Source organism: Pseudomonas sp. GL-RE-29 (assembly GCF_019947275.1).
GTDB classification, from domain to species: domain Bacteria; phylum Pseudomonadota; class Gammaproteobacteria; order Pseudomonadales; family Pseudomonadaceae; genus Aquipseudomonas; species Aquipseudomonas fluorescens_A.
In genome coordinates, this window is sequence record NZ_JAGYGD010000005.1 from 135691 (window position 1) to 150426 (window position 14736).

The window sequence follows — 14736 nt, forward strand, 5'->3', positions numbered from 1 at the left end:
TAAATGTCCCCGTAGGAGCTGCCGCAGGCTGCGATCTTTTGATCTTAAAAAATCAAAGTCAAAAGATCGCAGCCTTCGGCAGCTCCTACAGGGGTTGCGTGGGTCAGCGGAAATCCCGGCTACGCACGTAATGACGCCATCGCTGGCAAGCCAGCTCCTACAGAAGTACGGAGAATGGTTTGGCTTTGTCCCCCAATAAACAGATGTACGGGTCAGCGGAAATCCCGGCTGCGCACGCTGATGCCGTCCAGCAGTGGGCTCAGGTCGCTCAGGCGTCCGGCGATCAGGTGTCGCACTTCGCCCTCCTTCTCCCAGCGCCCATCGACCTTGAGCAACTGCGACCCCACCAGCACCTGGCGCTGGCGCTCGGCCAGGTCGCGCCAGACCACCACGTTGACGTTGCCGAACTCGTCTTCCAAGGTAACGAAGGTCACGCCGCTGGCGGTGCTTGGCCGTTGTCGGCCGGTCACCAGCCCGGCGACGCTGACCGGGCGCCCATGTTCCACTTCCAGCAACTCCTTCGAACTGCGGCAGCGCCGGGCTTTCAACTCAGCGCGCAACAGGGCCAGCGGATGCGGCCCGAGGGTGGTGCCGAGGCTGTTGTAATCGGCCAACAAATCCTCGCCGACCGTGGGTTTGGGCAGCGCCACCGCCCCCTCCTCCTGACTGGGCAAGCCGGCAAACAGCCCAAGCTGTTTCTGCACCCCCGCCACTTCCCAACGCGCCCGATGGCGATCACCGGCCAGCCCGCGCAATGCACCGGCATCGGCCAGTTGTTCCTGGGCGCGGGCATCGAGTCGCGCCCGTTCGCCAAGGTCGGCGATGTCGGCAAACGCACCTCTCTCCCGTGCCGCCTCGATGCGCCGGGCATCGTCCTCGCGAAAGCCCTTGATCATCCGCATGCCCATGCGAATCGCCGGTTGCGCGCCGGCAATCGGTTCGAGACTGCAATCCCAATCGCTGGCCCGCACGTCCACCGGGCGAATTTGCAAATGGTGACGGCGGGCGTCCTGCAGGATCTGGTCCGGGCTGTAGAAACCCATCGGCCAACTGTTGATCAAGGCACAGGCGAAGGCCGCCGGTTCGTGGCATTTCAACCAGCAACTGGCGTAGGTCAGCAAGGCAAAACTGGCGGCGTGGGACTCGGGGAAACCATAACTGCCGAAGCCTTTGATCTGCTCGAAGATCTGCGCGGCGAAGTCAGCGGTGTAGCCTTTTTTCTTCATCCCGGCAGCCAGGCGATCCCTGTGCGGCTCCAGTCCGCCATGGCGTTTCCACGCCGCCATGGAACGGCGCAACTGATCGGCCTCGCCGGGGCTGTAGTCGGCGGCGACGATAGCGATCTGCATCACTTGCTCCTGGAACAGCGGAACGCCGAGGGTGCGTTTCAACACTTCCCGCAACTCTTCGGAGGGATAGCTTTCGAGTTCTTCCTTGTTTCGCCGGCGCAGGTACGGGTGCACCATGCCGCCCTGAATCGGCCCGGGGCGAACGATGGCCACCTCGATCACCAGGTCATAGAACTTGCGCGGCTTGAGCCTGGGCAGCATCGACATCTGTGCCCGTGATTCGATCTGGAACACCCCGACGGTGTCGGCGCGGCCAATCATGTCGTAGGTCAACGAGTCTTCGGAGGGGATCGACGCCAGGCTCAAGTCCAGGTTGCGATGACGACGCAGCAAATCAAGGCAACGACGAATCGCGCTGAGCATGCCCAACGCGAGGATATCCACCTTGAGCAGGCCGACCGCATCCAGATCGTCCTTGTCCCACTGGATGATGGTGCGCTCGGCCATGGCAGCGTTTTCCACCGGCACGAGGTGATCCAGCGGCTGCTCGGAAATCACGAAGCCGCCGGGATGCTGGGACAGGTGCCGGGGGAAACCGATCAGTTGCTGGGTCAAACTCAACACCCGGCGCAGCACCGGGCTCTCGGGATCGAAACCGCCTTCACGCAGGCGCTCCACGGGTGGTGTTTCATCACTCCAGTGACCGCAGCAATCGGCCAGGGCGTTGATCTGATCCGGCGGCAAACCCAACGCCTTGGCCACATCACGCACGGCTCCGGCCGCATGGTAAGTGCTGACCACAGCAGTCAATGCCGCTCGAGTCCGGCCATAGCGCTGGAACACGTACTGCAAGACTTCTTCGCGGCGTTCGTGCTCGAAGTCCACATCGATATCCGGCGGTTCGTCGCGCTCCTTGGAGAGAAAACGCTCGAACAGCATGTTCATCCGGTCGGGGTCGATCTCGGTGATGCCCAAGGCGAAACACACCGCCGAGTTGGCCGCCGAACCCCGGCCCTGACAGAGGATTCTTTCGCGCCGGGCGAAGGCGACGATGTCCTGAACGGTGAGGAAATAACTCTCGTAGCCCAACTCGGCGATCAGCCCCAGTTCCTTGTCGATCAACCCGCGCACTTTCTCGCTGGCCCCCTGAGGCCATCGATCGCGAATGCCGCGCTCGGTCAATTCCCTCAGCCACGACGCGGCGCTGTGTCCGTCCGGCACCAGCTCCCGCGGATACTGATAACGCAACTGGCCAAGATCAAAGGTGCAGCGCCGGGCAATGTTCAACGTTTCGTCGAGCAAGGCTGGCGGATAGAGCTCGCGCAGCACATCAAGGCTGCGCAAATGCCGTTCACCGTTGGGGTGCAGGCGCAACCCGGCATCGGCAACCGGCAAGTGATGGCGGATCGCGGTCATGGTGTCCTGCAGGGCGCGCCGTCCGCGCGCGTGCATGTGCACATCACCGCTGGCCACCGCAGGAATCTGCAGCTCCCTGGACAGCGTCAGCAAATCGTTGAGGCGCCGGGTATCGTCCTGACAACGATGCAACTGCACCGCCAGCCACAGGCGTTCATCGAAGACCTGCTTGAGCCAATGACCTTGAGCAAAATCATCGACGGCGTCCGGCACCCAGAGCGCCAACAGTCCCGGCAACGGTTCGCTGAAGTCTTCCCGCAGCACTTGATACTGGCCTTTCTGCGTACGGCGCCGGGCGCGGGTGATCAGTCGGCACAGGGTCTGGTAACCCACGAGATTTTCCACCAGCAGCACCAGTTTCGGGCCGTTTTCGATGCGCACTTCACTGCCGATGATCAGCGGCAGCTCCACGGATTTCGCCGCTTGCCAGGCGCGGACGATGCCGGCCAGGGTGCATTCGTCAGTGATCGCCAGGGCTTGATAGCCCTGCTTTTTCGCCCGCTGAAACAGCTCAAGGGCGCTGGAGGCTCCGCGCTGGAAACTGAAATTCGACAGGCAGTGCAGTTCGGCATAACCGGCGTTCATGCGAACCAGCCTTGCAGCCACAACGGCCCATCCTCGCCCACCGCGCGATAGGCCCAGCCCTGCTGGCCGGTACGGGTTTCGATCAGGTAGTAATCGCGGCGCACGTCAGCGCCGTCCCACCAACCGGACTCGATGCGCTCCGGCCCCATGAGAATGCGCGTCGAGCCTTCGTGCACCGCCATCGGCTCGCTCAGCAGCCAACCCGGTCGTTGCACGGTCGCAAATCCGGCGCAAGGCTGGCTGTCGGCACTGGCCTGCCACGCGCACTCGGGTCGGTGATCGGCCTGAAAGCGCAAGCCGTGCACCGCCTCATCCCCCAACCGTGCGCGCAGGCGTTCGCGCAGTTGCTCCCAAGGCAAGGTCTGCTGCGGACGGTCGTCGAACAGCTCCTGGAACTGGGGAACGAAGGTCGGCAAGTCTTCGGCGCGCAAGCGGAAACCGCGCACAGGGGCTTCGACCTGGACCTGCTCCAGACGCCCACGCGCCAGTTCGAAGAGCATCGCCGGATCGCGCTCGGCGCTGAGCAGGCCAACCTTGATGACGGTATCCGGCAATCCGGTGTGTTCCAGGTGCAGGTCGAAACGCTGTACGCCGCTGTCCCGACCGCAGAGGAACGCCGACAAGTCGCCGGTCAATCGACGCAGTGGAAACAACAAGGCCTGATGGGATTGCACATCGAAATTGAGCTCGATGCGCACGTCGAAGCGGTCCGGCGGCAGGTAGAACGCCAGCGCCAGCCGCCGCGTACCCTGCAACGCATCCAGGTGTTTGAGCACCTGGGCCTCGAAACGTCGAGCCAGGCTGTGCCGGGGCAACGCCTGCACCTGGCTCAAAGTGCGCAGCCCCATGCGCGACAACGCTGTGGCGACGCTGGCCTCCAGCCCGATGCGGTCGACGGGCAATTGCCCGAGGTAATGCTGCAAGGCTTGCTCGTCGGGCACCACCAGACCGTCATAAGCGTTGGCCAGCACCCGCGCCGCCACCGGGTTGGGGGCGGCGACAATGCGGTGACGAAACCCCAGTTCGCCAAGCTCAGTGCGCAAACGCGCCTCGAATTGCGGCCAGGCGCCGAACAGCCCAAGGCTGGACTCGATTTCAAACACCAGCGCCCGTGGGTAATGCACGCTGACCTGCGAGCTGAAGCGATAGGCCCAAGCGGCGAGAAATTGCTGCCAGTGCTCGATGTCAGCGCCGTCGTACTCGGCCGTGGCAAAGCCTTTGCTCAAGGCTTGCGCGGCGCTCATCGACTGACCGGGGCGCAAGCCCAGTGCCCGCGCCGCGCCGTTGACTGCCTGCAACACCCGACGCTGGGCCGGGCCGGTCAGCAGCGCCAGCGGCTCTTCGGGGTCGGCGCGTTGGCGCAGTACCGCGTCCAGCGCCAATTGCGGGAAAAGAATGCAAACCCAGCGCATGGCAACCTCAATGCCCCACGGCAAAGGCAATCGGCGCCGAACGGGCCAACCCGCCCCGGCACTTGAGCACCCGCAATTGCGCAGGTTTGGCATCGATGGCGATGCGCAGGGCCGCCGGTGACGGGTTGATCGCTTCACTGAGCGAGCGATAGGCAAACGCCAGGGTCGAGCCGGTTTCCGCCGCCACCTGCAAGCGCCGTAGCGCCCGGTCATCAGCCTTGTGCGGCCAGCACAGCACCGCGCCGCAACTGCCTGAACGCAGGCATTGTTCCGCCGCCCACAACGCATCGCGCTCGCTGGCCTGGATGATCGACAACTGACGCAGATCGACTCCGGCGCTCTGCCAGGCCTGGGGGTACGGCACATACGGCGGCGCCACCAAGACGATGCGTTCGCCCGCCGCCGACAGTCGCGCCAGCGCTGGCCACACCAATTGCAACTCGCCGACGCCCTGCCCGGCCAGGAGGATTTCGCTCAGGGCCGCTTCCGGCCAGCCGCCCGTGGGCAGCGCCGCATCCAGCGCGGCATGCCCGGTCGGTTGCGGGCTGGCGGCCGGCGGCGCAGGCCGGCCCTTCCAGACCTGGCCGCCATTGAACAGCGTATCCAGCGCAACGACGGCACCCATCAGCCTTGCCTCACCAGACCGCAGAACACGCCTTCGATGGCCAGATCGCGGTCACCTTCGACGATGATCGGCTGATAGGCCGGGTTGCGCGGCAACAGGCGCACCGTGTCGCCGACCCGTTCGAAGCGTTTGATGGTGACCTCGCCGTCGAGGCGCGCCACGACAATCTGGCCGTTGACGGCTTCAGGACTGCGATGCACGCCCACCAGATCGCCATCGAGAATGCCGTCCTCGATCATCGAGTCGCCGCGAACGCGCAGCATGTAGTCCGGCACCCGGGAGAAGATCGACGGATCAAGCAGCAATCGGCTATGGATTTCGGCATCGGCGCCAATCGGCGCACCGGCCGCCACCCGGCCGAGTACCGGGATGTCCAGCAGCTCGGGGCGCGGTGGTTGCCCGAGCAGGCGAATGCCCCGGGCCTGATGCGGGTTGACCTCGATAAAACCGGCTTCGGTCAGCGCCAGCACATGCTTGCGCGCCACGCTGCGGGAGGCAAAACCGAACGCCTCGCTGATTTCAGCGAGGCTCGGGGACTGACCGTGTTCGGCGATGCGTTCGCGGATGAAGGTCAGGATGGCGGTACGGCGGGGAGTGAGAGTCGTCATGGAGTACATTTGTACTCTTTCCGGATTTTTCTGGCAAGCACCTGTGGTCGGAGCGGTGTAGGAGCTGACGAGTGAAACGAGGCTGCGATCTTTTGATGTTGTTTTTAAAGAGCAGGATCAAAGGATCGCAGCCTCGTTGCACGAGACAGCTCCTACAGGGGATCGAGTGCCCCCAAACCACGGGACTCCAGAAAACCTGCGATGTAATCGATAAAGGCCAGCACTTTGGCCGTGGCCCGCCGATGGCTGGGGTACACCGCCAGGATATGCGGGCCGAAGCTGTCCGGGTCAATGTCGTAGTCGGCCATCAGCCGCACCAGTCGCCCGTCCGCCACGTATGGCGCGGCACTCCACAACGGTGTGTGCAACAAACCACGCCCGGCCAGGGCATTGGCCAGCAGCAGGTCGTAATTGTCGCTGCGTAACCGTGGCGACTGCGGTTGCGGCAGGCTCAAGCGCTGGCCGTCGCGCTCGGCCCACCAGAATTCTCGGCTGAGCAGAGGGTGGCGATACAGCAACCATTCGTGGTCATCGAGGGTTTGCGGGTTGACCGGCAGCCCCTTGCGCGCCAGGTATTCCGGACTGCCACACAGCGCCAGGCGATTGCTGCCGACCACCCTGGCGATCAACCCCGGCAAGTCATCATGGCCTTCGCGCAAGGCCAGGTCGTAGCCGCTTTCCAGCAGATTAACGAACTCGTCGCACAGGTCCACTTGCAGGTTGATTTGCGGGTATTGCTCCAGGAAACCGCCACACACCTGATCGAGAAAAGCCTGCCCATAGGCGAGCGGCGCAGTGATTTTCAGGCTGCCGCGCAGGCCATGCTGCAACTGCTCGATTTCCTCGCCGGCCTCGTCCAGCCGCTGCAACACCTGTCGTGCGGTTTCCAGGTAAAGCCGCCCGGATTCGGTGAGCAAAATCCGCCGGGTGCTGCGCTCGAACAAACGCGCGCCAAGCTCCGCTTCCAGGTGATTGACCGCTTTGGTCAGAGCCGACGGGGTCTTGCCCAACTGCTCGGCGGCGCGGCTGAAACTGCCCAGTTGCGCCGTGACCACGAACATTTTCAGTGCACCCAACTTGTCCATTCTTTTTCCATTCAGGCAAAAACGTTTTTCGCGAGTGAGGCGTTCTACCGAGCGCGGCAAGCCACTAATCTGGCCATCAGACGCAATAACAAGGAAACATTCAATGAAAAGATTCATCCCGAATCTGTTGATGGTGGCAGTGAGTTTTGCCTCGTTGGAAGCCATGGCGGCGACCGATCTGGTGCTGTTCAATGGCAAAATCTTCACCGCCGACCGCAACCAGCCGAAGGTCCAGGCCCTGGCGGTACAGGACGGCAAAGTGCTGCAAGTGGGCAGCGATGCGCAGATCAAGGCCTTGATCGAAACGGGAACCAAGGTCATCGACTTGGGCGGCAAGACCCTGATGCCCGGCCTGATCGACAGCCATTCCCACGCGATTTTCGGCGGATTGGAGATGGTCTCGGCCAACATGGAAGACGAAGTGGTCGACCTCGACGAACTGGAAAAACGCCTGCGCGCCTGGCGTGAAGACGGCAAGGCGAAGCATGGCGATGTCCTGAGCGTGGCCGGCATGAGCTCGGCTTACTGGGCGCAGGCCGAAGCCTTGGGCAAGAAATTCAACAGCGGCGAATGGGCCGACGTCGCCGTGGTGTTCACGGGCAGCGACCACCACACGGCGTGGGCCAACAACGTGATGCTCAAACGTGCCGGGGTGGATGCGGCGCTGCTGAAAACCCTGCCGGACGCCGAGAAGGACACCATCGGCAAACTGGCCGATGGCAGCCCCAACGGTTTTCTGGTGGATGCAGGTTGGGACCGGGTCGCCTCGAAAATGCCGTCACCGAGTGCCGCCGACATGCTCAAAGCGGCGCAAACCGCCGTGAGCTACAACAACAGCGTCGGCATCACCGCGTGGATGGACCCCGCCGCCAACGCCGCGCCCGGCGAACCGATTTTCGCCCTCAAGCCTACGGAGAAAACCGTCGGCGTGCTGCCGGTGTACAAGGCGCTGTCGGAAAGCGGCGGCATGAGCGTTCACGTCGCCGCGCTGCTGGTGGCCAATGGCAAAAGCGTTCCCGCCGATCTCGACACCCTCGACAAAGTCCGCCAACAATTCCAGGGCATTCCCAACCTGACGTTGCCCGGGATCAAGATCTTCGCCGACGGCGTGATCGAGTACCCGGCACAGAGCGCGGCGATGATCGACCCGTACACCAACTCGCACAAACCGGGCGAATTGCTGATCGATCCGCAGCACTTCGGTGAACTGGTCAGCGCCATCGATCAGCGCGGCTGGCTGGTGCACATCCACGCCATCGGCGACCGTGCGGTGCGCGAATCACTGAACGGCATCGCCCAGGCGCGCAAGGACCGGCAGAGCGGCGTGACCCACTCGATCACGCACTTGCAAATCGTCAATCCGAAAGAGTTCGCGCGCTTCAAACCGCTCGACGTCATCGCTTCGATGCAACTGCTGTGGGCCAGCGCCGACGACTACACCACCGACATGATCAAGCCTTACGTCAGCGCCCTGGCGTTCCGTTACCAGTACCCTGCGCATTCGCTGCTCAAACAAGGCGCGACCATCGCCGGGGCCAGTGACTGGCCGGTGTCTTCGCCGAACCCGTGGAACGCCATGGCCCAGGCCATGACTCGGGTCGGTCCGCTGGGGGTACTGAACGCCGATGAACGCATCGACCGCGAAACCATGTTCTACGCCTACACCCTCAACGCCGCCCGCACCATTGGCCTGGACAAACAGATCGGTTCGCTGAGCGCCGGCAAACAGGCCGACTTCATCGTGGTTGACCGCGATGTGTTCAGCGTCGATGAGAAAGCCCTGCACGACACCCAAGTGCTGCAAACCTGGTTCGCCGGCCGTCAGGTCTACGCGCCGACCCTCTAATAAAAACCACTTCACTGCCCGACTCCGTGTTTCCCGACACGGGGCCTGGCGCAGCCTTGCCTGAAATCTGCCCATAACAATCACAACAGCGGGATCCCCCATGAAAGCTTTCACCCTGTTCGCCCTCGGTTCCTTGAGCTTGCTGCCCTTGAGCAGCCAGGCTGTGCCCTTGAACGATGACTTTTCGTTGCTGATGGATGTGACCTTGGCCAGCGACTATCGCACTCGCGGCATCTCACAAACCCAAAATGATCCGGCCCTGCAAGGCTCTGTCACCCTGGCCCACAGCAGCGGCCTGTACCTGGGCGCGTGGAGTTCCAACGTCGATTTTGGCGGCGGCCTGAAGACCCGTCAGGAGGTCGATTACTACGCCGGTTGGTTGTGGCAAGCCACCGATGATGTGAGCCTCGACGTGGGCTATCTGAAATATTCCTATCCAAAAGAGAGCCAGTTCAATCAGAGCGAGGTCTACGGGATTCTCAGCGTGTATGGGGTGAAACTCGGGGCCTATTATTCCGACGACGCGCCGGGTATCGACAGCGAACAGAACTCGCTCTACAGCTACGTCGGTTATGAGACCGCGTTGCCCTACGACGTGGGACTGAAACTGCGTTATGGCTTGATGGACTTCAAGGATCCGCACCTGTATTCGAGCTCGGGTGAAGCCGAGGATTCGTACCGTGAATGGGAGGTCAAGCTGACCCATGAACTGGCGGGGGTGATGCTGGGCTTGAGTTATGTCGACACCGATTTGTCGAAGAGCCAGTGCGCCAGCAACTGGGGCTTCGATGATGTGTGCAGCGCGACGGTGGTAGCGAGCATCAGCAAATCCTTCTAATCACCATAGATCCCCTGTAGGAGCTGACGAGTGAAACGAGGCTGCGATCTTTTGATCTTGCTTTTAAAAGCCAAAGTCAAAAGATCGCAGCCTCGTTTCACTCGTCAGCTCCTACAGGGTTCCGGTCAGGCTGGAGAGGTAGGGCCAAGGATAAATCCCGCGTTCGTGGCCGTCGCTGAACACCAGTTGCAAGCCGTAGCCCTGTGAATTCACTTCGATCACCTGAACCCGTGAATCCACCAACGGCGGCATCCCCTGCAACCGAAACGCCCGACACTGCGAACACGGACACTGGCGCCGCAACTCCACGTGATCCAGCCGCTGTTCGCGACCATCCGGCCAGTTCAATCGAAGCTGCTGTTGGCTCCGGGAATTACCCACCGACACCGGGTTCATTGCAGCTGACTCAAGGCAATGCGCACGGCTTTGCGCACTTCCGGGTCGCCGTCGTCTTGCGCGGCGAGTAATGGCGCGATGGCACCTTTTTCATTCAGTTCGCCGAGGGCCAGGGCGGCTTCCTTGCGCAGGTTGCTGATGCGGTGGCCGAGGGTTTCGATCAGCGCGTCGAGGGCCGGAACGTAACGCAAGCGACCGAGGCTGCGAGTGGCACGCAGGCGAACTTGCCAGTAATCGTCGCTCAAGGCTTCGACCAGGGCCGGGCCGGCGTCGACCTGTCCGACTTTGCCCAGCGTGGTGGCCGCTTCTTCGCGCACTTGCCAGGCCTGGTCCTGTAGCGCCTGTCGCAGGGCCGGCAAAACGTGTGCATCAGACGCCAGACCGAGCGCGCCAGTCGCAGCGCGACGGACTTCAGTGTCCGGATCAGCGCTGGCCAATCGCGCCAGCGCCGGCAAGGCATTCAGCTGTTTGAGCCAACCCAGCACACCGACCGCTTCACGGCGGACATTGGCATCCTGATCGCCCAACGCCACAAGCGCCGCCGAAGCCGCTTCTGGATAGCGCAACTCGCGCAACGCCCTGAACGCCGCGATGCGCACACCGATATCGGCATGCGTTGTCCACGGCAGGATCACCCTGCCCGCTGCTTCGCTCTTGAGCAGGCTGAGGCTTTGCGCGGCGGCGGCTTGCACCGCTGCGGCTGGATCGGTCAGCGCCTGACACAGCGCTTCGACCACAGGCTCATCCTCCCAGGCTTCCAGCAAGCGCGCGGCTTCGGCGCGGACCTCTTCAGCCGGATCCTCGGCCAGTCGATTGACCAGCCACAGCAGGCCATCCGGTTCTTCCAGGTCAGCCAAGTCGATCAGCGCGATGCGGCGCACGCCGGCATCTTCATCGGTCAGGCGCGGTTGCAGGGCAAGAATGTCGTCGTTGTCGGTTACATCGAATAGTGAGGTCATAGGGCAAATCGCGGCAGTTTGTTTTCAGGGGGAAGTCCGAGAGGGTTCAGGCGCGGTAATTGCCGACCGTCTTCGTGACGCAGTAATTCGAGGCAGTGACGCTTCAAACGGGAGAACTCATGGCTGGTCACCAGTTCGGTGGTGCGTGGCCGGGGGAAGTCGAGGCGCAGGTCTTCGATGATCCGGCCGGGGCGCGAACTCATCACCAGCAGGCGATCGGCGAGGAACAGCGCTTCGTCGATGTCATGGGTAACGAACACCACGGTGGTGCGAATCCGCGTCCAGATGTCCAGCAACAGTTCCTGCATGTTCAAACGGGTCAAGGCATCGAGAGCGCCGAACGGCTCGTCCATCAGCAACAGCCGAGGGCGATTGACCAGCACCCGGGCGATTTCCACCCGTTGCTGCATGCCACCGGACAACTGATCCGGCCAGCGCTCGGCAAAGCCTTCGAGACCGACCAGAGCGAGGATTTCATCAGCCGCGTTATGCCGCTCGGCTTTGCCGATGCCGCGCATTTTCAGGCCGAAAGCGACGTTGTCACGCACGGTTCGCCAAGGGAACAGCGTGTGATGCTGGAACACCATTCCGCGCTGGGGCGAAGGTCCCGAGACTTTTGCACCGTCGACATTCAGGGTCCCGGTATAGGTGGTCAGATGCCCGGCCAAGGCGCCGAGCAAGGTGGATTTACCGCAGCCGGATGGCCCGAGGATGCACACAAACTGTCCCGGTTCGATCTGGCAATCAAGGCCCTGCACCGCTTCGAACGCGGCGCTGCCCTCGCCCAGGCTGATCGACAAACCGCGAATATCGATGCGCCCTTCCGGGTGTTGAAAAACGCTCATCAGGCTTTTCCTCGTGGTCGATGCCAGGGCGTGAACAACCCGCCCAGGCGTTTGATCAGCAGGCTGCTACCCATCCCGAGGACACCGATCAGCAACATGCCGACGACGATGTCGGCGTAGTTCTGGATGGTGTAGGACTCCCAGGTGTAATAGCCAATGCCGTATTGGCCGGAGATCATTTCGGCGGTCACCAGGCAGAACCACGAGGTGCCCATGCCGATGGCGAGGCCGGTGATGATGCTCGGCGCGGCCCCCGGCAGAATCACTTCCAGCAGAATCGCCCGCCGCCCTGCCCCGAGGCTTTTCGCCGAGGCGATCAGCCGTGGATCGACGCCTTCGACGCCGTGCACGGTGTTGAGCAGGATCGGGAACAACGCGCCGGTGAAGGTGATGAAGACCATCGACAGCTCTGACGACGGGAACATCAGGATCGCCAAGGGTATCCAGGCGACTGCCGGGATCGGGCGCAGCACCTCCAGAGGCGGCAGCAGTAAATCTTCGGCCCATTTCGAGCGGCCGATCGCCACGCCCAGGGCAACGCCGATGACCAGCGCCGCAAGGTAACCGGCGAAGACCCGGCTGAGGCTGCTGCCCAGATGCTGAGCGAGTTTGCCGGAGTCGCCGAGGCCGAGCGCGGCTTCAATCACCGCAAGCGGGGTCGGCACGTTGGCGAAGGTCACCAGGCCGAGGTTCCAGTGGTGGCTGGCGGCGAGTTGCCAGAATATTAGGCAGAGCAGCAAGGATGCGGCCCTTGGAATCCAGCGTAAAAATGATCCAGACATACAAAATTTCCAATGGCGACCACTTCACCTGTAGGAGCTGCCGAAGGCTGCGATCTTTTGATCTTGATCTTCGGCGTATTTGAAGCCGCCAAAAGATCGCAGCCTTCGGCAGCTCCTACAGGTGGTTGCGGTGAACGTGGGTTAGCGAACGGCCACGGCCTGCGTGGTGGCATCGGTGAAGTCGAACACCTTGCCGCCCTGGGCCGTGGCGAATTGCTGGGCCTGGCCTTTGAGCAGGAATGCGCTGAGCCGGCCTTTCGCATCACTGGCGAACCACGCCTGATCCGCCAGCAACTTGATGCCGCTGTCACTGGCCTGGGCGTACACCGCGCGAATGTTTTTGCCTTCCTGCTTCAGGGCAGCCAACGCAGAGAATGCCTCTTCCGCTGAAGCGTACTGGCGGACTTTCGGCTCGCCGCGCACCCAAATCTCGGCCACGTGGCTGAAGTCAGTGATGGCTTTGCCACTGGCGGCATCGACGACTTTGAGCGGCGTCTGCGCGTAGTTGGCCAGTTGCGCGCTGTAGTCGAGGTTCGAGGCTTTGAAGGCGGCGCGGATGTACTGATCGTCGATGAAGGTATTCAGGTCGAGACCGCGATCAGCCTTTTTCAACAGCTTGAGGGTGTCGATGGCGGTGCCGACGGCCTGGCGGTATTCCGGCTTCCAGCTCAGGTCGCGGGTCTGTACGCCGAGCGGACCGTGGAACAGGTAATTGACCTCGGCATCCACCCCGGTGACTTTGGCGATCAGTTCGCTGTACTTCTCCGGCTCGGCGGCGAGCAACTGGTTGGCTTCGATGCTCGCACGAAGATAGGCGACGACGATCTCCGGGTATTTTTTCGCATAGCTCTGATCGACCAACGCCCCGTGGAAGGTCGGCGCGCCCGCCTGGGAACCGTCATAAATCTTGCGGGCGAAACCCCGGCTCGGGAACAGTTCGGCGAACGGCACAAAGTCGGCATGAGCGTCGATTTTCCCGGCCTGCAATGCGGAGCCGGCGACTTCCGGTGGCTGGGCGATGATGTTCACGTCCTTCAACGGGTCCCAACCCTGGGCCGCCACCGCACGCAGCAACATGCCATGGGCAGTCGAGGCGAACGGCACGGAAATGGTCTTGCCTTTCAGCTCTGCCAACGACTGCACGCCCGAGGCGCTCGGCACCACGATGCCATTGCCACTGCCCTTGGTACTGCCGGAAAGCACGCTGATAAACAGGCTGTGCTTGCCGGCGGTTTCGAACGCCACGCCGTTGAACGAACCGGGGAAATCGGCCATCGCGCCGAAGTCGAGTTTGCCGGCAACCATCTCGTTGGTCAGCGGCGCGCCACTGGTGAAGTTCTTCCACTCGATGTCGTATTTGGCGTCTTTGTACTGGCCGTCGTGGGGCAGGTATTTGTCCAGCAGGCCCAGTTCGCGAATCAACAAACCGCCGGCGGCGCAGTTGATCGTGGTGTCCTGGGTGCCGATCGCGATACGGATGGTTTCGGCCGAGGCCGACAAGGTGAATGAGGCCAGTACCAGACCGGCAAATGCTGCACGCAATAACATGGTGAATCCCCTCGAATCATTTATAGGATGTTCGTCTCCGCCACGATCAGGGCGTGGTGGGAAACGAGGGGTTTTGCAAATCAAGCGTCCGGGAGTGGCCCGGATAGCTTTTAACGCATTGCCGCTGCAACGCACGACCTGTAGGAGCCGGCTTGCTGGCGATTGAGATCTGACATTCAACATTGATGCTGGCTGGACAAACGCTATCGCCAGCAAGCCGGCTCCTACAGGGTTGGTGTTTCAGCGCAGCAGGTACGGGATTTCGACTTTCACCGCCCCGGTCGGGCAGTCCTTTTCACACGGCATGCAGTACCAGCATTCATCGAACGCCATGTAGGCCTTTTGCGTGGTCGGGTTGATCGCCAGCAAGTCCATCGGGCAAACATCGACGCATACAGTGCAGCCCTTGTGAGCGATGCACAGGTCCCCGTCGACCGTGACCGGCGCGTTGGAGCGGAAGAAGATTTCCTGGGGTTGATAGGCCATGTTCGGTCTCTCTTTT

General features: G+C 62.3%; 13 protein-coding genes. 2 read left to right on the top strand and 11 right to left on the bottom strand.

The annotated features are described in order from the left end of the window. Positions 1–212 precede the first annotated feature (212 nt). The 5 genes from KGB21_RS06725 to KGB21_RS06745 form a co-directional block, all read right to left on the bottom strand. Positions 213–3311 carry an error-prone DNA polymerase gene (locus tag KGB21_RS06725; RefSeq protein ID WP_223504369.1) on the bottom strand — a complete coding sequence of 1033 codons (3099 nt, stop codon included), beginning with the start codon at positions 3309–3311 and terminating at the stop codon, positions 213–215. After that, positions 3287–4702 carry a Y-family DNA polymerase gene (locus KGB21_RS06730; RefSeq protein ID WP_223504371.1) on the bottom strand — a complete coding sequence of 472 codons (1416 nt, stop codon included), beginning with the start codon at positions 4700–4702 and terminating at the stop codon, positions 3287–3289. Before KGB21_RS06730 ends, KGB21_RS06725 begins: the two co-directional genes overlap by 25 nt. A gap of 7 nt (positions 4703–4709) precedes the next feature. Next, positions 4710–5327, bottom strand: coding sequence for a translesion DNA synthesis-associated protein ImuA (gene imuA, locus KGB21_RS06735; RefSeq protein WP_223504373.1), 618 nt, complete (start codon positions 5325–5327; stop codon positions 4710–4712). Continuing rightward, positions 5327–5944, bottom strand: a complete 618-nt coding sequence (lexA, locus tag KGB21_RS06740; RefSeq protein WP_034147202.1) for a transcriptional repressor LexA — start codon at positions 5942–5944, stop codon at positions 5327–5329. The genes imuA and lexA overlap by 1 nt, the downstream gene beginning before the upstream one ends. A 143-nt stretch (positions 5945–6087) precedes the next feature. Further along, the gene (locus KGB21_RS06745) at positions 6088–7020 is read right to left on the bottom strand and encodes a LysR family transcriptional regulator (RefSeq protein ID WP_223504374.1); all 933 of its coding nucleotides are present in this window, start codon (positions 7018–7020) and stop codon (positions 6088–6090) included. A gap of 103 nt (positions 7021–7123) precedes the next feature. Between KGB21_RS06745 and KGB21_RS06750 the strand changes: the two genes are divergently transcribed. Then, positions 7124–8866 (top strand): amidohydrolase, encoded by a 1743-nt coding sequence (locus tag KGB21_RS06750; RefSeq protein ID WP_223504376.1) that lies wholly within the window; start codon positions 7124–7126, stop codon positions 8864–8866. A 100-nt stretch (positions 8867–8966) separates the two neighbouring features. Then, positions 8967–9704: a TorF family putative porin gene (locus tag KGB21_RS06755; RefSeq protein WP_034147205.1), complete on the top strand. Its 738-nt coding sequence runs from the start codon at positions 8967–8969 to the stop codon at positions 9702–9704. A gap of 111 nt (positions 9705–9815) precedes the next feature. On the opposite strand, the gene KGB21_RS06760 is transcribed toward KGB21_RS06755, so the two are convergent. The 6 genes from KGB21_RS06760 to KGB21_RS06785 form a co-directional block, all read right to left on the bottom strand. Then, a complete protein-coding gene (locus KGB21_RS06760) occupies positions 9816–10100 on the bottom strand; it encodes a DUF971 domain-containing protein (protein WP_034147206.1) in 285 nt (94 codons plus the stop codon). Then, positions 10097–11059, bottom strand: a complete 963-nt coding sequence (locus KGB21_RS06765; RefSeq protein WP_223504377.1) for a HEAT repeat domain-containing protein — start codon at positions 11057–11059, stop codon at positions 10097–10099. Before KGB21_RS06765 ends, KGB21_RS06760 begins: the two co-directional genes overlap by 4 nt. Next, entirely contained in the window at positions 11056–11904 is an 849-nt protein-coding gene (locus KGB21_RS06770) for an ABC transporter ATP-binding protein (protein ID WP_223504379.1), read from the bottom strand. Before KGB21_RS06770 ends, KGB21_RS06765 begins: the two co-directional genes overlap by 4 nt. Then, on the bottom strand, positions 11904–12686 hold the full coding sequence (locus KGB21_RS06775; RefSeq protein ID WP_223504381.1) for an ABC transporter permease: 783 nt from the start codon (positions 12684–12686) through the stop codon (positions 11904–11906). The genes KGB21_RS06770 and KGB21_RS06775 overlap by 1 nt, the downstream gene beginning before the upstream one ends. Positions 12687–12827: 141 nt before the next feature. Next, positions 12828–14234: an ABC transporter substrate-binding protein gene (locus KGB21_RS06780; protein ID WP_223504383.1), complete on the bottom strand. Its 1407-nt coding sequence runs from the start codon at positions 14232–14234 to the stop codon at positions 12828–12830. A gap of 240 nt (positions 14235–14474) precedes the next feature. Then, entirely contained in the window at positions 14475–14720 is a 246-nt protein-coding gene (locus KGB21_RS06785) for a ferredoxin family protein (RefSeq protein ID WP_223504384.1), read from the bottom strand. Positions 14721–14736 lie beyond the last annotated feature (16 nt).